Consider the following 18,609-nt stretch of genomic DNA (forward strand, 5'->3'; position numbering starts at 1 on the left):
ATCATCTCACCCGTGACCAGCAGTTACGTACCAGCTCTCAACCGATCCCGGTAGCCGTCGAGGCCACGGACAGGAACAGGGCACCGAGCGCGCCCACGGCGCCGTAGAGGCGCATCTTGCGCCGATCATCGCGTTGGCGGACATACAGCGCGGTGGCTCCCGCGAAGATCAGACCACCGACGATGAACCACGGCCCCCACAAGTAGAGGTACCAACCGGTCAGCCCAGTCAGATCTGGTTCAACAGTGACGGCCCCGGCCTCGACCAGCACACCGTGGACGACGAAGAGGCCGCCGTGCCACGTGAGCAGGGTCGCCGCGCCACCGCCGCAGAACACCATGAGCCGGCTGATCCGCGAGCCCCGCGGCCGCGTCAGGCCGATGCCGACCAGTGCCCCGAAGAGCTTCAGGAAGCCGGTGACGACCAGGACGGTCAGGAACCGTGGCACTCCATCGCGAGCGAGCTTCACCAACGCCGGCGACACCGTGGACTGCGCGCCGAAGGTATCGCCGGTCGCCCAGACGAAACTGGGCCCGGGGGCCGCTGTGGGGTGGTGCGAGCAGGGCGGCGACTCTGCGGGGGATCGGGCCGGCCGTGGACGAAGGGCCGGTGAGGTGGAGCAGGGTCGGAGGAACGTACGCCCGGGGCGCCGTGCGCTGTCTGGCCAGGGCCGCCTTGCCGATCGTACGAGCCGCGCGGCGGCGGTCGCCCGTGGCGAGAGCGGCTTCCTCGTCGGCCCAGCGTTCGACCGTGTAGGAGACGTGCCGGGCCAGCGGGCGCAGCAGCGGATTCGCGGCGGCGGCCAGCTCGGTGACCGCGACGAACCGGTGGTGGCGGGCGTGCAGATGGGCCCGTTCGTGGGCCACGAGGACGGAGACCTCCTCCGGAGTGAGCGCGGCCAGCATCCCGGTCGAGACGACGATGCGTCCTCCGGGGGCGGCCGAGGTCGCGCTGCCGCAGTCGGCTATGCCTGGGGTTGGGTGGGTGCGACGCTGACCGACACCGGTAAACGATTATTGACGTGTCCTTGACTACTTCCTCCAACTCAGGTCACACAGCGCGGGGCTAGGCTCGCCGGGCGACTCATGTCCCGGCGGCCCCCGGGACCAGTACCTGCGCCAGCACAGCCCAAGACAGACCGTCATTCGGGGAGTTGGGGGAATCGCCATGCGCACACGTACAAGAGCGTCTCTCGTGACCACCGCTGCTGCGTTCCTGCTCGTCGCCGCAGTGGGCAGTTCCGCGGCCTCGGGCGACAGCCAGCCGGTCCACCTGGTCTCACCCACTGACCCGTACGCCGCCTGCGACATCAGCGGCGACGGGACCGGCACCAACTACCTGTCCGCCGAGGACGAGCCGTACGTCACCGTCTCCCCGGCGGATCCGCGCAACGCGGTCGGGATCTTCCAGCAGGACCGCTGGTCCAACGGCGGTGCCCGGGGCCTGACCGCCACGTACACGCACGACGGGCGGCATTTCACCGAGACCCCGCTGCCGTTCTCGCACTGCGCGCCGGGCGGCCTCAGCTATCAGCGAGCCTCTGATGGCTGGGTGAGCACGGGGCCCGACGGCACCGTCTACGCCAGCGGCCTGGTGTTCGACGCCACCGACGCGCGCAACGGGGTGGCCGCCTCGACGTCGTACGACGGCGGACGCACCTGGACCCACACGGTCCCGTTGATCGACGACACACAGGCCGAGTTCACGGACGACAAGAACGCGGTCACCGCCGACCCCGATCACCCCGGCGTCGCCTACCAGGTCTGGGACCGCATCGACGAGGACGACTCCGCCAAGGTCTACGACGGACCCGCCTACATCTCCATCACCCGCGACGGCGGCCGGCACTGGACCAAGGCGCGCCCGTTCGTGGACACCTCCGTCGTCCCGCACTCGCAGACCATCGGCAACGTCATCGTCATCGACCCGCGCACCGACACCCTCTACGACGTCTTCGACTGGCAGACGTACGACATCGACTACAGCACCGGCACGTTCACGCCCACCGACCTGCACTTCGCCGTGGTCAAGTCGACCGACCAGGGCCGCACGTGGAGCAAGCCGGTCACCATCGCCAAGGACACGTCCGTACCCGAAGTCGATCCCAACGCCCCCACGGACGCGACCAAGTCCCTGCGCGCGGGTGGCGACCTGCCGAACGTCGCCATCGATCGGCATACGGGGGAGTTGTATGTCGCCTACGAAGGCTCGGACTTCAGCGGCGGCGCCTACAACTCCGTGGAACTGACACACTCCTTCGACGGCGGCCGGACCTGGACGGCGCCGACGAGGGTCAACCGGGTCGCTTCCGCGCCCGCCTTCACGCCCTCCATCAGCGTGGACGCACGCGGCACGGTCGCGCTCACCTACTACGACCTGCGCTACCTCACCGCCGGGAACACCACCACCCTGCCCACCGCCGCCTGGCTGCTCACCTTCCCGCGCGGAGCCGAGAACCGCGCTATCGAACGTCGCATCTCCCGCGTCTTCGACTGGCTCCAGGCCCCTTACGCCCGGGGCCACTTCCTCGGCGACTACGAGGGCCTCGCTACTGACGGCCGCTTCGCCGTTCGGCCCCTGTTCGTGGAGACCACTGACAACGCGCCGCAGAACTCCACGGACGCCTACAGCGGGCTGTTCCACACCGGCAGGGACTACGGGCCCTTTGCTGCGGCCACGGCTACGGCTGCGCCGGGAGTGGCGAAACACTTGGGAGCTCGGCCGCACCGGATCGTCCGGTGATCGAAGCCCCTCCTAGAGGGGCTCGGCTGGCGCAACTTCGGGTTCATGTGAGGCGGAAGGTAAACAACCCGCCATTTTTCCTGTGAGCCCTTTGTGTGGCTGTTGTGGTCACGCCAAGATCCCCCTGCGCCGGGACACCCCCATGCTCCCGTCGCAGGACATCTCCGCCAACCTGCCCGACGTCCCCGCCGACACGGTCAAGCTCCTCCCGAACGGCGGCCTCGCCCTCGGCACCGACCTGGCCACCTTCCACCGCCCCGCCGGCGCCGCCAAGTGGCTGGTCCTGGGCCACAACCTGCCCACCACGGCCGTGATGCAGCTGCGCCTCGGCCCCGACGGCAAGCTGTACGCCGCCACACACGGACGCGGCATCCGCTCCTTCGACGTACGGCACCTCAAAGCCCGCAAGGACTGATCACCACCCGTACACTGCGTAGCACGACGACGGCCGGTGCCCCCCGAACCAGGGGCACCGGCCGTCCGGCGTTCACGTTCACTGCACCGGATACGCCGCCACACTCAGCCGAAGCGTGAAGAGCGGCGCGCTCTCGGGACCCCAGGTCACGGACGCCGATCCGATGCGCGCGGCACGCACCGTGACCCGGGTGACACCCTTGCCGTCGGTGACGGAGGAGGTCACCAGAGCCAGCATCGGGTTGCTGGTGCGTGGCTGGGGCCAGGGGCCTTGGGCGCGGGGCTCCAGGACGACGGTCACCGTCGTGCCGGAGCGCACACACAGGGTACGGGCGGCGGCGTCCCCGGCGCCGTGGGTGATCGTGGCGGAGCCTGCCAGGCAGCCCGACGACGCGGAGGTCGCAGCAGGGGGCGTGGCGGTGCCCCTCGGGGGCGCCGACGGTGTCCGAGGAGTTGCTGTCGCCGATGGCGACGTGGAGGGCGAGGCTGGATGACCTGCCGCCCCCGTACTGCTTGCCGACGGCGTTGTGGCGTGCGGGTCGGCGGAAGGGCGCGGTGGCGTGGCGTCGGAGTGTGAGCTGCTGCCACTGCTTCCGCAGGCGGTCAGAAGGCAGGCCACCGCAACCACGGCGGCCTCGAACCACGGCCCCCTGAGCCCCGGCCTGCGTCTTTGCTGCTCCAGCGCCACAACTCACTCCTCAGGTCGCCGCACGCCACTGTGACGTCCTGGTCCGGCGCCAGGTTCCTGCCCCAATCGGTCCTGTCCCCATATACCAAGGTGCGCCCCGGCGTCCCCGCCGGAGCGCACCTTACGCTCTCTCAGGTCAGTGCCGGATCGGCAGCGGCCTGGTGACGTGCGGTGAGGGGACGGTCGACGCGCCGTGGGTCGTGGAGCGTGCGCTGCCGCCGCTGACGGTGAGCGGGCCGGCGGTGTAGAGAGCCTCGTCGAAGGCTTGCCCGCCCGCCGGGGCCTTGCCGACGGCGAAGACGGAGACCGCCTTGCCGCTGACGACGGAGGTGGAGATGTAGTCGCCGACCATGCTGCCCTGCGTGGAGCCGGCGATCTGGGACAGGGACATGGGCCCGGCGACCGTGGCCGGGCTGCTCCAGGTGCTGCCGCCGTTGGCGGAGGAGATGTAGCCGACCTCCAGCTGGCACGTGGACGTAGTGCAGTTGGCGTTCGGGTAGAAGTAGTAGTACAGGCCGATCTTCGCCGTCGTGCCGGAGGTGGCGGGGTCGATGCCGATGCCGGGGATGAAGTGGTCGACGCCGCTGGTGGTGGCGTCGATGGGGACCCGGGTCACGGCCGACCAGCTGGTGCCGTTGGTGGAGGTGGCGTAGACGATGTCGTTGGCCGGGCAGCCGGAGCGGAAGCGGCAGTCCTGCCAGGCGACGTAGATCTTGCCCGAGCCGTCGATCTCGGCGGACGGCAGGCCCTCACCGTCACGCAGGTTGCCGGCCACGCCGTGGCTGGAGACGTTGGCGACGAGTGTGCTGGAGGACCAGCCGGCGCCACCGTTGGTCGAGTTGAAGGCGCGGATCGAGGACCCGTTGGCGGAGTAGGGGACCACGACTGTGCCGTTCGGCTGGACGAGGGGCTGGCCACCCAGGCCGCTCGGGCCGCCGGACGGGGCCACCGGAGCCGACCATGTCGCGCCGCCGTCGGTGGAGCGGCTCATCACCACCGCGTTGCCCGAGGACGTGACGTCCACCTCGACGTAGCAGGTGCCGTAGTACGGGCTGGTGGCGGAGTTGTCGCAGACGATCCACTCCTTGTCGTAGCCCTGGCCGTCGTTGCCGACCGCGATCACCGGGTTCTGCCAGCTCGTGCCGTTCGCGGAGCGGCTGACGCTGACGCCGGCGCCGTTGACGTTGGAGTCGATGACCAGTCCGGCCACCATCCAGGTGCCGTGCTTGGCGTCGTAGGCGACGGCCGGGTCGGAGACGCGGGCCCAGGTGCCGCCCTGGTAGGTGGTGATGCCGGGCAGCATGCCGTGCTGCCAGGTGGTGCCGCCGTCGGTGGAGGTGTTCCAGCCGATGTCGGAGGAGCCGCCGTCGGTGAACCGGCCGACCTGGGAGGAGGCGACGACCGTGTTGCCGTACGCGAAGGTGTCGGGTTCCAGCTCGGTGGCGTGCTGACTCGAGGTGTTGGTGAACGGGTCCGTGCTGACCTGGGTCAGGCCGGGCGGCGGGGTGGCGGTGGTGAAGGCGACGTCGTCGTAGAGCGTGTAGGTGGCGTCGCCCGCGTAGTTGTCGTCGTGGCTGACGAGGGTGAGCGTGTAGCTGTGCCCGGCGGTCACGGACGACGTGACCTGCTTCCAGCCCTGGCCGTTGGTGCAGGTCTTGGCCAGCGCGGTCGTCGTGGTGCCGGTCGTGGTGTCGGTCACGGTGGCGGTGGCCCAGTCGTACGTCAGCGTGTCCGGGCAGGTCACGCTGTACCAGAACGACAGCTGGGTGGCGCCGGTCGGCGCGGTGAAGGTCTGGGCGATCGAGGAGTCGCCGTTGGTGGGTGAGGTGCCGCCGACACGGGCGGCGTACGTACCCGTGTGGGCACCGGAGGCGACCACGGATGTGGTCCCGGCGGATGTCCAGCCGGTCAGACTGCCGGACTCGAAACCGCCGTTGGAGACGTCGGCCAGGGCCGGGTGGGACGACAGGAGTAGACCGCCTAACGACAGCAGGGCGGTGGTGGCGGTCGCCACGGATCTACGGACGGTGTTGCGCGACATGAGGAGACCCCTTGTCGTCGATGGGGGTGTACGCCCTCGGACGAGGACGTTCGAGGTGGGGGCGGACCATCGGCCAGGTCCGCTGGTCCGCCCCGGGCACGACGTTTCAGGAACCGATCTCTGGCCCGATGCTGGTCAGGACAGGGTCACGTCGTCGTAGCGGGTGTAGGTGGCGTCACCCGTGTAGTTGTCGTCATGGCTGATGAGCGTGAGCGTGTAGCTGTGCCCGGCCGTGACCGCGGCGGTCTTCTGGAGCCAGCCGGAGGACGACACACAGGTCTTGGCCAGCACGGTCGTCGTGGTGCCGGTGGTGTTGTCCTTGAGCGTGGCCGTGGCCCAGTCGTAGGTGAGCGTGTCCGGGCAGGTCACGTTGTAGTAGAAGCCGAGCGTGCTCGTCCCGGACGGTGCCGTGAACGTCTGGGCGATCGAGGAGTCGCCGTTGGTCGGCGACGTGCTGCCGACCCGGGCGGCGTAGGTGCCGCTGTGCGCTCCGGAGCTGACCACCGACGTGGTCCCGGCCGAGGTCCAGCCGGACAGGCTGCCCCTCTCGAAGCCTCCGTTGGTGATCCCACCGCCGCCGCTGCCGGAGGTGACGGTCAGGGTGTAGGTCGCGGTGTGGGTGGCGGAGGCGCCCGTGCCGGTGACCGTGATGTTGTACGTGCCCGCCGGCGTCGACGAGGAGGTGGCCACCGTCAGCGTCGACGAGCCGCCCGCGGTCACCGAGGTCGGGTTGAAGCTCGCCGTCGCCCCGCTCGGCAGCCCGGATGCCGACAGGCTCACCGACTGTGCCGAACCGGAGGTGACAGCGGTCGAGACCGTGGTGGTCGCCGACGAGCCGGCGGCAACGCTGGACGAGGCCGGGCTGACGCCGATCGAGAAGTCGTTGCTCGCGGTGGAGCCACAGTTGGGCAGGGTGAACGAGGCCAGCCTGGTGTGCCAGTTGAAGTTGCCGTTGGCCGGGATGTACTCGTTCGTGTACCAGAACGTGCAGTCGTCCGTCGGGTCCACGGACATCGAGGTGTAGTCGCCCCAGCGGCTGTAGCTGGTCTGCGAGCCGCCGCCGGTGATCGCGGTGACCTCGCCCTGCGTCATCGTGCCGAGCGTGTCACCGGCCAGACGGCCGGTGTAGCGGATCGACGGGTGCACCGAGGACGAGGACTGGGAGTAGCCGAGGGCGATGTTGCCGACCTTGTCCTCGGCGATCGAGCCCATCCAGCGGTAGGTGGAGTCGGGGGCGTACGTCCCCTGCTGGTAGACGGTCGGGTTGCCGCCGGACATGCGCAGCTCGTACCAGCGCACGCCCACCGAACTTCCCGCCGTCACCGCGTGATTGACCACGAGCGACTCGTGATCGCCGAAGTTGCGGTAGGCCAGCCGGAACATCAGCCGGTCGGACAGCGAGTCGAGCTGCTGACTGGTCCCGGTCTGCGGAATGCAGGTGCCCGAGCTGCCGCAGGCGGTGGTGTACGACGCCACGGTCAGCGTCGACGGGCCGCTGAAGGTCGAGTTGGAGGTCGTCGTCCAGTCGACGTGGAACTTCCAGTACGCCAGCGTCGTACTCGTCGTGCCCAGGCCCACCATCAGCTCCGGCTCACCGGACGGCGGGGTGGTCGAGCCGTCCAGGTCCGCGCCGAGCAGGCCGCCGTAGGAGGACGAGGTGGTGAAGCACTGCTGGGCGGCGCTCGCGCCGGTGAGCATGGCCGACCGGTTCAGCGCGCACGCCTCGGCGTTCAGGAAGCTCCCGGAGGCGGTGAACATGTTGTACGTGACGTAGTACGCGTCCGGCCACACCGCAAGCTTCGGGTAGTCCGGGAAGTTCGAGTACTGGAACGAGTAGCGGTAGTAGCTGCCCGTCGCGTCCGAACTGCTGGAGACGGCCACGCACTCGTAGTACGGGCCGGAGGACGAGGACACGTTGGCGAACTGCGTCACCACCCAACGACTGGCCAGGGTGTCCCAGCGGACCACCGCGTCACCGTCGTTGGTGGACTGACAGGATCCGCCGAAGCCGGACCACAGGGTGCTGGTGTCGGTCGGGGCGAGGACGGTGGCACCGCTCTTGGAGTACACCGCGTAGGCGGTGTTCACGGTCTCGACGATCTGGCTGGAGCCGACGGCGGCGTTCGGGTCCGGCGGGACACCGGTGACCGAGTAGTTGCCGGCGCCGATGCCCTCGAAGTTCGTGCCCGTCGAAGGGGCGGACGGCCCGCCGGGGCTGGACTGCACGACCGGGTCCGGGATGTGGGACGCGGGCGGGTGCGGGAGGCGCGCCTCGCCGGGGTCGTCGTCCTGCTGCTTCTTGCCGTGGTGTCCGTGGTGGGCGTGGGCGGCCATGGAGCGCAGGGTGGGGGAGGTGTCGTGGCGGACGGCGGGGCCGGTGTCGGCCGAGGGGCGGGCCGCCGGGGTGTGGGGTGCGGGGTCGGCCTGGGCCGCGGGAGCGGCGAGCCAGAGTGCGGGGACTGCGGTCAGGATCGCGGTGAGCGCGGCTATCCGGCCGCGTCTGCGTCTGGATCGGGACACGGAACATCCTTTCGGCCAGCCGAAGATCGCCCGGCATGCGGGGAGAAGAAGGACGTTCACGCCGATGGAGCGCGTGTTCGCAATCCGGGATGGTTGCACCGGACATGTCACGCAACAAGAGAGATGCAGCCTGCGTGGCGCGAAGCAACCGAGAATTTACAGACGTCAGTCAACTCACAGTAAAAACACAGGGCTTCCTCTGTATCGGCACAAGGGATTTCCCTGTATCGCCCGTAGTGGGAGCGCGAGTCCCTGCCGGTTCACGGAACGGATCCAGCCTCAGCCGCGTCCCACCGTCGGACTGTCCCGACTCCACCCTGGGGGCATCGTGAGACACCGCCGCACCGGCGCCTGTTCACTCGCCGTGCTCGCCCTCATTGTTTCAGCCGCCGCCTGCGCGTCCGGCACCGGGGCCACCGCGCCCGCCGAGAACAGCCCCTCGGCCCCCACCTCGACCCGGCCGTCCCACGGGACCCCGGCCCCCGCAGGCTCGTCCGCCTCCAGCTCCATCCGACCGTGCCTCAGCGGCACCGTCACGGTCCTGTACCCGCCGGCCGACAACCCCTTGCGTACCGCCTGCCTCCAGGTCGGCACGACAATCCACCTCACCCTCAAGTCGCCGGCCAACTACAGATGGGCACCGGTCAGCAGCTCCAACCCGAACACCGTCACGTTGCTCGACGACCACACCGCATCCGACGGCACCCGGTCCGCCACCGCACGCGCCGCCTCTGCGGGGACCGCGACGCTCAGCTCGGCCGCCACCTACACGCCCGACCCGCACGGTCCGCCCTCAAGGGCCTGGCAACTGACCCTCACCGTGGTCCCGTAACCGTGGTACGCCTACGCCGGTTCGACGTGCACCAGCAGCCGCCAGAGCCGCGTCTGCGGCCCGAACCGATCCCCGCGAAACGACGACGTCGACCGCAGCTCCGCCTCACCCGCACCGACCGCCTTGACCGTGGCCCGTACGGTTCCGTCCGTCGTTTCTGGCGCGGTCACCGTCAAGGGACCCGCGACCACCTCGACCGGCGTCCACCCGTATGCGGGTGACCCGTGCAAGGTGATGTGGACCTCGTCGCCCATCTGGACATGCAGCGGCGGTTCCGGCGGGTCCCCGGGACGGTGGACCACCTCCACCTGCCTTGCCTCGTCGCGTGCCACGTCACGAAAGCTAGCGGCACTGCTCTGTCACATGAAGGCCAGGGCCCGGAGGACGTTGGGTGCTGGACCCGTTCCTGGTGGGGCTTCTCGGTGTCAACGGCCTGACCGCACGCTGCCGCTGTCCTGGTTCACGAGCCGGCACGGGCAAGGCCCCCTGCACGATCGGCTGAAGGAGCGAAAGGCTGCCCTGTTCGGCCCTGAACACATGGCTGCGGTGCGTACCCCGCGCGAGTCTGTCCGAGAGTCTCGTTCTCTCCCGGTACGCCCGGTTGTGCGTCATGCCGGCTGCGGATAGGAGCTTCGGTGAGCAGAGTCCCTGTGAGCAAGCTGCCGATGGTCGGCGGGCTCTTCTGGACGATCAAGATCGTGGCGACCACGCTGGGTGAGTCGGTGTCGAACTTCGTGTCGATGGCACCCCTGAACCTTGGCTACGCCAGCAGCGCACTCATCTTCCTGGCCGCCTTCGCGCTCACGCTGACCATGCAGCTGAGGTCCGATCGGTTCCGGCCGGTGGTGTTCTGGTCGGTGATCCTGACGACCAGCATCGTGGGCACCGCGATGTCGGACTTCATGAACCGCACCGCCGGCCTGGGTTATGCAGGCGGAGCCACCGTGCTGACGACCCTGCTCGTGCTCGTACTGATCGGGTGGCGGGCGACCGGCCAGACCATGGACGTGGAACGGATCGCCACCACCAAGGGTGAAATCCTGTACTGGACCGCGACGCTCGTGTCCAACACGCTGGGCACCTCCAGCGGTGACTTCCTCTCCGACGGCCTGGGCATCGGATTCCGCGACAGCGCCCTGGTGCTGGGCGGTGCGATGCTGTTGATCCTCGGCGCCCACTACTTCTCACCGATCTCGGGCACAGTGCTGTTCTGGGCGGCCTACGTCCTGACCCGGCCCCTCGGGGCGGTCGCGGAGAACGCCGTGGAAAAACCTGTGGCGCAGGGCGGCCTCGGGGTGGGGACCACCATCACCTCCGGTGCCCTGCTCGCTGTGCTGGCTGTCCTGGTGGTCTACCAGCAGCTCACTCACCAGGAGCAAGCCATCACGCCGGACGGTCTTCCCCGAGCCGAGGGCCAAGCCGATCAGCAGCCGGAGGCGGCTCCGCAGCGGTGAAAGCCGACTGATCGTCCAGGTGACGGACGCCGGGCACCGGGTGAGGAAAATGGTCTAGACAACAAAGAACCCCCGGGTCTCCGACCTGGGGGTTTCATATGGAGCGGGTGACGAGAATCGAACTCGCGCTCTCAGCTTGGGAAGCGACGGCGCTTGCACCGGCTCCATGGCTCTGACCAGCGCGGATACCTGGATCTTGGGTGGTCGTGTGCGTCGGATTGCACCGCTGTTGACCGTGGGTTTCCGCTCTTACGGGCACACGGAGGGCACGGGATCCCGGAAAGTGGGCGGCTGTTGCCGCTGAGAGGACAACAGCGCCTGGTCCGCTCGGTGCGGCGATCAGCTGTTGAAGTCGCGTTGCGGCTGCACAGCACCCACGAGCCTGAGGTGTCGGGTTCCTCCGTCATTCGGTTGGAGCTTTATGATTCACCTTCCGCCCACTATGCCATTTTCAATGGCATACTCGGGGTGTGGCTGATGAAGACGTTGACTTCCTGCCCGGCGACGGCCCAACCAGCGGTATCTCCGTCACCCTGTCCGCCGGAACCCTGCAGGCCATCCGTGAGCGGGTCGGCAAGCGGGGCGTATCGGCGTACCTGGAGAAGGCGGCCCAGCGGCAGATCGAGCGGGACAACCTGGACGAGCTGATCGCGCACTTCGACGAGGTGCACGGCCCGGCCGACCCCGAGGCCGTGGCAGCCAAACGTGCCCGACTGACCGGCGGCGCCTCAAATGCCGGGGCGGCCGCGTGAGCGGTGCCCTAGTCCTGGACAGCGAGGGCCTGGCAAAGGCCGTACAGCGTGATCGGGAAATCCACGAGTGGCTGACGGCGGCTCGCGACGCGGACCTGCCGGTGATCACCTCAGCAGCCGTGCTGGTTGAGGTGATCCACCCGAAGATCAACGATGCCGCACTGAAGTGGACGCTGTCCCGCCTGAGCGTCGAGCCGGTGACCCAGGCCGTCGCGCAATCCGCTGCCGCGTTGCTGCGTACAGCGGGGTTGCACGGCCATAAGTACGCAATCGACGCCATGCTGTGTGCGACCGCCCTACAGCATCCCGGCCGGGTGACGATCCTGACGTCCGATGTAGAAGACATCGCTCTGCTCACTGCCGGACATCCACGCGTGAGTTCGGAGAAGGTCTGAGCCGAGGCGCTTTGCAGAGATGGTGCTCGCTGTGCGGAGATCGTCCTGAAATTGATCGTGCTGGTTGTTCCCGCCTGTCCTCATGCCCCGCTTCAGGGCGAGCGCTTGGAAAAGGTCCTCGTGACGCGCCCCACGTCACCAGTGCGACCAAGCGGCGATCATATGGACGTCGACTGCGGCACATTCGCCGCCGGGGCATCGAGACAAGACCTTGGCCCGCGCCGTGAAACTGCTCGGTTGATATCAACGGCCAGTTCGTCTGGGGCAGATCACCCAGTACCTCGCCGGTGGCTGCGCCCTCATCGACAGGTAGGAAGCCACCACAGCCCTGCAAAGGGCGCCCTGATGGAGTCGGCCATGGACGCCCGCCGCCTCGGGCATGACATGGTGGCGGACAGGGACATCGGGCACGCTCTCTTGAAGTTGAGCCCAGGTTCGCGCGGCACTCGAGGCCCTGACGCCTGCGTACGCCCGCGAACCCGGCAGAACTCGCCTCCCCACCAGCAGGGTCAGACTCGCGGACTACCCGGGCCAGCACGGCAGGAAGGCACGGCGTACCAATGCCCCACCGGCCGAGCTGTGGGATGCCCTGACGGACCGTGCTGCGCGGGGAGTCCCTGACTGCCCTGGCGGAATCGGCCAGGGACCGGGGGCATCTGAGGATCGCTGTGCAGCTGCTCGTGGCCGCGACCGAGGCGCGGGTATCACTCAGCGGGTTGGTCACGTCCGGGCGGACGGAGCCTGATCATTCGCGACGGCCTTCTCGGATGCCGTGGCCTCGGGTATGCGCCAGACGATGCGGACCTGCTCGCCGAGGGGGAGCGAGGGGCCGCTGATGTAGACGCGGTGTATGAGGTAGAGGACGGCCAGCTGGAAGGCCCCCGGCTCCATGTCGTCCACTGTCGACACTGTCGCCCGGCTCAGCTTGTTCACCTGACGGACGACACGGGGCTCCGTTTCGAGAGGCCCGAGCTCGGCGACGATCTCCGGTCCGAGTTCGCCGTCCTCGCGCATGGCCAGGATCGAGCGCCGCATCAGGTCGGGCTCGGCGTCGATCCGGTCGAGGATACGGGCGAGGAGGTAGTCGTGGAGCAGGTCGGCCTCGATCCGGCCGTGCTCTACAGGCTCCTCGTCCGTGCAGTCAGGGCACCCCGCGCACTCGACGGGGCCGATGGCGTCGTCCCCCGGCCCCTCGTCGGCCTCTCGGGTGGACATGAAGCACGAGGTCGCCCACATGATCTCGGACGGGCTGAGCTCCAGGTCCTCGGCGGTCCACAGATCGGGGTCCGGGGATTCACCGCCTTTTGTCTCCTCGGGTATGTCGATCCGGTTGCGCATCAGGGACTCCAGGGTGACGAGAACCGGTTCCCAGTCCTGGGCGCTGAGCAGCAGCGTCGCCACACGGTCCCCCGGGCGCTTCCAGAAGATGAGGTCCTCGTCGTAGCCGTTGACGAAGTGCAGAACGTGGTCCGCCGGGTCGAATTCGACGCCGGACATCTCGCCGAGGTGGGTGAGGACGGCCTGCCGATCTCGATAACGCCCGACGTAGCGGCGGGCTTGGGCGACGAAGGACTCCATGGTGGTGTCGTCCAGCACCGCGTTGGGGCTGACCCCGATGAAGCGCGGCGGACTCAGCGGACCGGACCGACGGAGCTGTTGGGTTCCGTTCGCCCAGTGCAGTTGTCTGGTGTCAGGGTCGTACACCACGCAGTAGACGGGGATGTTCCCGTTCGCCCAGGTGTCGCCGTGCTGGTCGACACGCACCGCGTAGCCGTTGCCTCGGCGCCGGCTGCTCCCACCCTTGACCTGAACCTTGATTGTGTCGCTCGTGAGATGCCCGTTGTGGGTGAAGGTGACGTAGAGGTCCTCGCCGAAATCGTTCTGCCCGGAAATTTCCTGAACGATGTGGTCGTGCTCTTCGAACAGGGAGCGCAGCGCGTTCACGGCGGCCTGCCCCACGCGCCGCCCTTTCGAGATCTTCGGCATATCGTCCTCCCCCGGAGCTCCCTCGCCGGACCCCGGCAGATCCGGGACGGCACCGTCCTTCGGCGTCCTGCCGCACGCCTCTGACATCCGGCCTGGGGAACGGCCGGGGGTTCACATGCCCAGCCTGGGAAGCCTCTCGCCGGGACACGGCCTTCCGGTGAACCATCTGGCACGCAATGATCACCAGGGACAGCAAGAAGGCCCGGGTCTCTGACCTGGGCCTTCTTCATGGAGCGGGTGACGAGAATCGAACTCGCGCTCTCAGCTTGGGAAGCTGATGTTCTACCATTAAACTACACCCGCGTAAGTACGGACATGATCCTCGCGGAGTCGGCGTCCGGACCTTGCTCACTGTACATCATCGCAGACCCCTGGTGCTCGGGCCCGGGGGTCTGAGCCCGTTTCAGGGGTGGGATCCGGCTGCGGGTGGGGCGAGTTGGGGCGTACCGTGGAGGCCTCGCGGAGGGCTCGGGGGAGGCCGGAGTGCCGCCTGGAGAGTCGTGTCTTTGATCCCGTAATGTGGCTTTTGTCGTCAGGGCGGTAAGCCCGACGAGGGTCTTGGGGAAGGGACTTAAGGGACTTGATGGAACGCACCGTCGTCCGCTGTGCGGATGGGCACGTCTTCAGCACCGCTTCGTTCCCGATGCAGCAGGCCGAGCGGCTCGGCCCCGGCCGGCTCATGAGGTGCCCCCGGTGTGCCCGGCTCCGCAGTGTGGTGCCGGTCGCCCTGGAGAAGCGCTAGCGCAGCAGCGGTATCAGGGACATCAGCGGTAACGACAGACAGCAGCAGTAACACACAGCCCGCGGTAACCAGGCGCGCGGAGCCGTCGCGATTGTCACGGCTCCGCGCGCCTTGCGTATCCTCGCTACGTGCTTCTCTCAGACAAGGACATCCGGGCCGAGATCGACGCCGGGCGGGTACGGATCGATCCCTACGACGAATCCATGGTGCAGCCGTCGAGCGTCGATGTTCGGCTGGACCGTTACTTCCGGGTGTTCGAGAACCACCGGTACCCGCACATCGACCCCTCGGTCGAGCAGCCCGATCTGACCCGGCTGGTCGAGCCGGAGGGCGACGAGCCGTTCATCCTGCACCCCGGGGAGTTCGTGCTCGCCTCCACGTACGAGGTCATCTCGCTGCCCGACGATCTCGCCTCCCGTCTCGAGGGGAAGAGCTCGCTCGGGCGGCTCGGGCTCGTCACGCACTCCACCGCCGGGTTCATCGACCCCGGCTTCAGCGGCCACGTCACCCTCGAGCTGTCCAACCTCGCCACCCTGCCGATCAAGCTCTGGCCCGGGATGAAGATCGGCCAGCTGTGCATGTTCCGGCTCAGCTCGCCCGCCGAGTTCCCGTACGGCAGCGAGCGCTACGGCTCCCGCTACCAGGGGCAGCGCGGGCCGACCGCCTCGCGGTCCTACGTCAATTTCCATCGGACCCAGGTGTGAGGGCAGCCACAGACATGAGTGACGTTCGGGAGAACCTGACCTACGAGCGGTTCGGCCTCGCCGTCCGCGAGCTCGCGCAGACCATCGCCGACGACGGGTACGAGCCCGACATCGTGCTCAGCATCGCCCGGGGCGGGGTGTTCGTCGCGGGCGGTCTCGCGTACGCCCTCGACTGCAAGAACATCCACCTCGTGAACGTCGAGTTCTACACCGGGGTGGGGACCACGCTGGAAATGCCGGTCATGCTGGCACCCGTCCCCAATGTGATCGACTTCTCCGACAAGAAGGTGCTGATCACCGACGACGTCGCCGACACCGGCAAGACGCTCAAGCTCGTGCGCGACTTCTGTCTCGACACCGTCGCCGAGGTGCGCTCCGCGGTGATCTATGAGAAGTCCCACTCCCTCGTGAAGTGCGAGTACGTCTGGAAGCGGACCGACGACTGGATCAACTTCCCGTGGAGCGTCGAGGCGCCCGTGGTGAAGCGGGCCGGGCAGGTGCTGGACGCCTGAGCACACCGGGCATGTGAAAGGGCCCCCGGCACCTCAGCGCCGGGGGCCCTTTCACATGCCCGGGAAAACTAGAACGTGCCCAGCTTCACGATCGACAGCAGCGCGATCAGCTGGATCGCCGACGCCCCCAGCGCCCTCGGCCAGGGCAGGTCGTGGGAGCGGGAGACCATCAGGGTCAGCAGGGCGCCCGCACCGATCCAGGTGGCCCAGCCGAGCAGTTGGACGAAGGTCGCGTCGCCGCCGAAGAACATGGCGACCAGCAGCCGTGGCGCGTCCGTGAGCGCGGTGATCAGCATGGACAGGCCGACCGTCGGCTGCCAGGCGCCGTCGCCGCCGAGCTGACGGGCCAGGGTGTGGGTGACCACGCCCAGGACGAACAGGCCGAGCACCATCACGACCGCCGTGATCAGCACGATCGGCACCGCGTTGGCGAGCGTGGCGCCGATGGCGTCCTTGCGGGCGTTGTCGAAGCCGAAGACGGCCAGCAGGCCGTAGAGGAAGGTCGTGATGAGCGCCGGGGCCCACATCGTGTAGTCGCGCATGCGCAGGAAGGTCTGGTCGGGGGAGAGGATGATCCCCTTCAGCAGCTCCTTCCAGTGCAGCCGCGGGCCCAGCGGGGCGGCGGGCGCCGCGGCCGAGCCGGCCTGGTAGGTCGCGCCCTGCGTGTAACGGGCGGCCTCGTCGATCGAGAACGCCTGGGTGCGGCCCGGGTTGTCGGCCCCGTACGGGTCGTGACCGGGAGCGCCGGCGCCCGGGTAGCCGCCGTCGTCCCCGAAGTACTCCGGCCCGTCGTCGGCCGGGCCCGGGTAGCCGTAGGACTGTCCCGGCCGGCCGTACGGCTGCTGCCCCTGTTGCGGGTACGACCGCTGTCCCGGCTGCCGGTACGACTGCTGCGGGTGCGGCCGCTGCGGTGCCTGCGGGTAGCCGTACGCGGGCCCCGCGGGCTGCCCGTACGACGGTCCCGGCTGCCCGTGCTGCGGTCCGGGCCGGCCGTACGACGGTCCCTGCGGCGCCTGCTGTCCTTGGGGGGTGCGGTTGTCCCGGCCCCCGCGTCCGATCCTGAATCCAGCCACGTCATCGAACGTACCTGGTCCCGGAGAGTGACGTGCCGGGCCCGGGCATCCGGGCCCGGCTTTGCGGCCGACCTGTGACATCCCCTAAGGGACCGTCAGCGACTCGACGAGGGGGCGGTCAGGGGTATCCCCCGGTTTCCCGCGCCGCGGGGTGCCGCCGCCTGACCACCTGGTGAGGGCGAGCGCGGTGCCGGTGGGCGAGGATGGTGCCATGAGCGTAGTGAAGATCAACGTGCTGACCGTGCCCGTCGAGCAGCGGGAGGTTCTGGAGAAGCGGTTCGCCTCCCGGGCCCACGCGGTGGAGAGCTCCGACGGCTTCGAGTGGTTCGAGCTGCTGCGTCCCGTCGAGGGCACCGACACCTACCTCGTCTACACGCGCTGGCGTGACGAGGAGTCCTTCCAGGCGTGGATGGAGGGGCCGATGAAGTCCGCGCACCAGGGGGGCGGGGAGGGCGCCGAGCGCCCGAAGCCCGCGGCCTCCGGCTCCACCCTGTGGTCCTTCGAGGTGGTGCAGCAGGCGGGGCCGAAGGAGGCCTAGCCGAACGGCGTCACGCGGGTGGGGCGGTGCGGCGGACGGTCCCGGTCGACGCGGTCTTCGCGGCCACGACGACCGCCATGGCCACGACGACCGCCACGGCCACGGCGGCGACGGGATGCCCGGTGCCGTACCGGCCGCTGCCCCGCCACCCGGCCGGGCCGGGCAGGGCCGCGTTCCCGCCCCTGTGGAGGCCCGGCCCCTTCGCCTCACCGTTGTTGCCCGCTGACCGTCTCGAAAGGCATCGGCACCATGGACGAGCGACAGCAGCACACCGACGGCTCGCTGGAGGAGGCGGCGGAGGTGTTCCAGCGGCTGCGGCCGCGGCTGTTCGGTGTCGCCTACCGCATCCTGGGCAGCGTCGCGGAGGCCGAGGACGTCGTCCAGGAGGTGTGGGTGCGCTGGCAGGGCGCCGACCGGGGCGCGGTGCTGGACCCCGGGGCGTTCCTCGCGACGGTCGCCACCCGGCTGGCCGTCAACGTGGCCCAGTCGGCGCGGGTCCGCCGTGAGGCCTATGTGGGGCCGTGGCTGCCGGAGCCCGTGGACACCAGCGTGGATCCGCAGGTCGGCGCGGAGCGTGGCGAGGCGCTGGAGCTGGCCGTGCTGGTGGTCCTGCAGAAGCTGAACCCGGTCGAGCGGGCGGCCTATGTGCTGCGCGAGGCGTTCGCGTACTCGTACGGCGAGATCGCGGGCATGCTGGAGCTGAGCCAGGCCAACGCGCGGCAGATCATCAGCCGGGCCCGCAAGCGCCTGTCCGCCGAGCGCCGCGAGCCGGTGGAGGCGGCACAGCACCGGCGGCTGGTCGAGGCCTTCGTCGCCGCCGCGCGGCAAGGTGACGTGGCCGCCCTGGAGAGCCTGCTGGCGGCCGACGCCGTCGCCTACGCGGACGGCAACGGCATGCGCGGTGTGGCCCGGCTGGCGGTCGTGGGGGCCGGGCGCGTGGCCAGGATCAGCGCGTTCACCCGGAAGTTCTTCCCCGGCGCCGGGTACGGCGTCGTCGAGGCCAACGGCCGGCCCGGCATACGTCTGGTGCAGAACGGGGTCACCGTCGCCCTGGTCGGTGTCACGGCCGGGCCGGACGGCATCGACGGGCTGTACTGGATCCTGGCCCCCGCCAAGCTGCGGGCCTACGAGCGTTCCGCTCACAGGCCCGCAGGCCGCCCGTGACGCACGCGCCACACCGGCTCGTCGGCCGCCCCTGACGCACCAGCGGCGGCCG

At 69.1% G+C, this 18,609-nt stretch carries 17 protein-coding genes, 1 tRNA gene and 1 pseudogene; 10 read left to right on the top strand and 9 right to left on the bottom strand.

Translation table 11 applies throughout. The annotated features are described in order from the left end of the window. Positions 1 to 37: 37 nt before the first annotated feature. Both ABT288_RS50100 and ABT288_RS50105 read right to left on the bottom strand, forming a co-directional pair. Complete coding sequence (locus ABT288_RS50100) at positions 38 to 847, bottom strand: DUF3995 domain-containing protein (protein ID WP_502972721.1); 810 nt, start codon at positions 845 to 847, stop codon at positions 38 to 40. After that, positions 834 to 968: pseudogene (locus ABT288_RS50105) on the bottom strand (M48 family metalloprotease); the annotation flags it as partial. The pseudogene ABT288_RS50105 and the gene ABT288_RS50100, both read right to left, overlap by 14 nt. Before the next feature lie 226 nt (positions 969 to 1,194). On the opposite strand from ABT288_RS50105, the gene ABT288_RS03685 reads away from it, so the two are divergent. Continuing rightward, positions 1,195 to 2,742 (top strand): sialidase family protein, encoded by a 1,548-nt coding sequence (locus ABT288_RS03685; protein ID WP_351602392.1) that lies wholly within the window; start codon positions 1,195 to 1,197, stop codon positions 2,740 to 2,742. A 142-nt stretch (positions 2,743 to 2,884) separates the two neighbouring features. Then, entirely contained in the window at positions 2,885 to 3,157 is a 273-nt protein-coding gene (locus ABT288_RS03690) for a hypothetical protein (RefSeq protein ID WP_351602394.1), read from the top strand. Positions 3,158 to 3,235: 78 nt separating this feature from the next. Here the strand turns inward: ABT288_RS03690 and ABT288_RS03695 are convergent, their stop codons facing one another. The 3 genes from ABT288_RS03695 to ABT288_RS03705 all read right to left on the bottom strand — a co-directional run bounded on the left by ABT288_RS03695 (position 3,236) and on the right by ABT288_RS03705 (position 8,405). After that, on the bottom strand, positions 3,236 to 3,475 hold the full coding sequence (locus tag ABT288_RS03695) for a hypothetical protein (RefSeq protein WP_351602396.1): 240 nt from the start codon (positions 3,473 to 3,475) through the stop codon (positions 3,236 to 3,238). Between the two features lie 505 nt (positions 3,476 to 3,980). Then, a complete protein-coding gene (locus tag ABT288_RS03700) occupies positions 3,981 to 5,885 on the bottom strand; it encodes a hypothetical protein (protein ID WP_351602398.1) in 1,905 nt (634 codons plus the stop codon). Positions 5,886 to 6,020: 135 nt separating this feature from the next. Then, the gene (locus ABT288_RS03705) at positions 6,021 to 8,405 is read right to left on the bottom strand and encodes a hypothetical protein (RefSeq protein WP_351602400.1); all 2,385 of its coding nucleotides are present in this window, start codon (positions 8,403 to 8,405) and stop codon (positions 6,021 to 6,023) included. Between the two features lie 328 nt (positions 8,406 to 8,733). Here ABT288_RS03705 and ABT288_RS03710 point away from each other — a divergent pair, with 328 nt between their 5' ends. Then, positions 8,734 to 9,237 carry a hypothetical protein gene (locus tag ABT288_RS03710; protein WP_351602402.1) on the top strand — a complete coding sequence of 168 codons (504 nt, stop codon included), beginning with the start codon at positions 8,734 to 8,736 and terminating at the stop codon, positions 9,235 to 9,237. Between the two features lie 11 nt (positions 9,238 to 9,248). On the opposite strand, the gene ABT288_RS03715 is transcribed toward ABT288_RS03710, so the two are convergent. After that, on the bottom strand, positions 9,249 to 9,569 hold the full coding sequence (locus ABT288_RS03715; RefSeq protein WP_351602404.1) for a hypothetical protein: 321 nt from the start codon (positions 9,567 to 9,569) through the stop codon (positions 9,249 to 9,251). Between the two features lie 303 nt (positions 9,570 to 9,872). On the opposite strand from ABT288_RS03715, the gene ABT288_RS03720 reads away from it, so the two are divergent. The 3 genes from ABT288_RS03720 (at position 9,873) to ABT288_RS03730 (ending at position 11,838) form a co-directional block, all read left to right on the top strand. After that, a complete protein-coding gene (locus tag ABT288_RS03720) occupies positions 9,873 to 10,691 on the top strand; it encodes a COG4705 family protein (protein ID WP_351602406.1) in 819 nt (272 codons plus the stop codon). Positions 10,692 to 11,161: 470 nt separating this feature from the next. Further along, entirely contained in the window at positions 11,162 to 11,443 is a 282-nt protein-coding gene (locus ABT288_RS03725) for a hypothetical protein (RefSeq protein ID WP_351602408.1), read from the top strand. Continuing rightward, complete coding sequence (locus ABT288_RS03730; RefSeq protein WP_351602410.1) at positions 11,440 to 11,838, top strand: type II toxin-antitoxin system VapC family toxin; 399 nt, start codon at positions 11,440 to 11,442, stop codon at positions 11,836 to 11,838. The genes ABT288_RS03725 and ABT288_RS03730 overlap by 4 nt, the downstream gene beginning before the upstream one ends. Before the next feature lie 720 nt (positions 11,839 to 12,558). Here ABT288_RS03730 and ABT288_RS03735 read toward each other — a convergent pair. Both ABT288_RS03735 and ABT288_RS03740 read right to left on the bottom strand, forming a co-directional pair. Beyond that, the gene (locus tag ABT288_RS03735) at positions 12,559 to 13,824 is read right to left on the bottom strand and encodes a DUF4365 domain-containing protein (protein WP_351602412.1); all 1,266 of its coding nucleotides are present in this window, start codon (positions 13,822 to 13,824) and stop codon (positions 12,559 to 12,561) included. A 229-nt stretch (positions 13,825 to 14,053) separates the two neighbouring features. Then, positions 14,054 to 14,127, bottom strand: a tRNA-Gly gene (locus ABT288_RS03740). Positions 14,128 to 14,694: 567 nt separating this feature from the next. On the opposite strand from ABT288_RS03740, the gene dcd reads away from it, so the two are divergent. Beyond that, positions 14,695 to 15,270 (top strand): dCTP deaminase, encoded by a 576-nt coding sequence (gene dcd / locus ABT288_RS03745; RefSeq protein WP_055705140.1) that lies wholly within the window; start codon positions 14,695 to 14,697, stop codon positions 15,268 to 15,270. A gap of 14 nt (positions 15,271 to 15,284) precedes the next feature. Further along, positions 15,285 to 15,782: a phosphoribosyltransferase gene (locus ABT288_RS03750; protein WP_351602414.1), complete on the top strand. Its 498-nt coding sequence runs from the start codon at positions 15,285 to 15,287 to the stop codon at positions 15,780 to 15,782. Between the two features lie 68 nt (positions 15,783 to 15,850). Here ABT288_RS03750 and ABT288_RS03755 read toward each other — a convergent pair whose 3' ends face one another. After that, positions 15,851 to 16,936, bottom strand: coding sequence for a Yip1 family protein (locus ABT288_RS03755; protein ID WP_351602416.1), 1,086 nt, complete (start codon positions 16,934 to 16,936; stop codon positions 15,851 to 15,853). 130 nt (positions 16,937 to 17,066) lie between these two features. Here ABT288_RS03755 and ABT288_RS03760 point away from each other — a divergent pair, with 130 nt between their 5' ends. Further along, positions 17,067 to 17,393 carry an antibiotic biosynthesis monooxygenase family protein gene (locus tag ABT288_RS03760; RefSeq protein WP_351602418.1) on the top strand — a complete coding sequence of 109 codons (327 nt, stop codon included), beginning with the start codon at positions 17,067 to 17,069 and terminating at the stop codon, positions 17,391 to 17,393. Between the two features lie 249 nt (positions 17,394 to 17,642). Then, positions 17,643 to 18,557: an RNA polymerase sigma factor SigJ gene (gene sigJ / locus ABT288_RS03765; protein WP_351602420.1), complete on the top strand. Its 915-nt coding sequence runs from the start codon at positions 17,643 to 17,645 to the stop codon at positions 18,555 to 18,557. Positions 18,558 to 18,609 lie beyond the last annotated feature (52 nt).

The organism is Streptomyces sp. NPDC001093, from assembly GCF_040298985.1.
GTDB lineage: Bacteria > Actinomycetota > Actinomycetes > Streptomycetales > Streptomycetaceae > Streptomyces.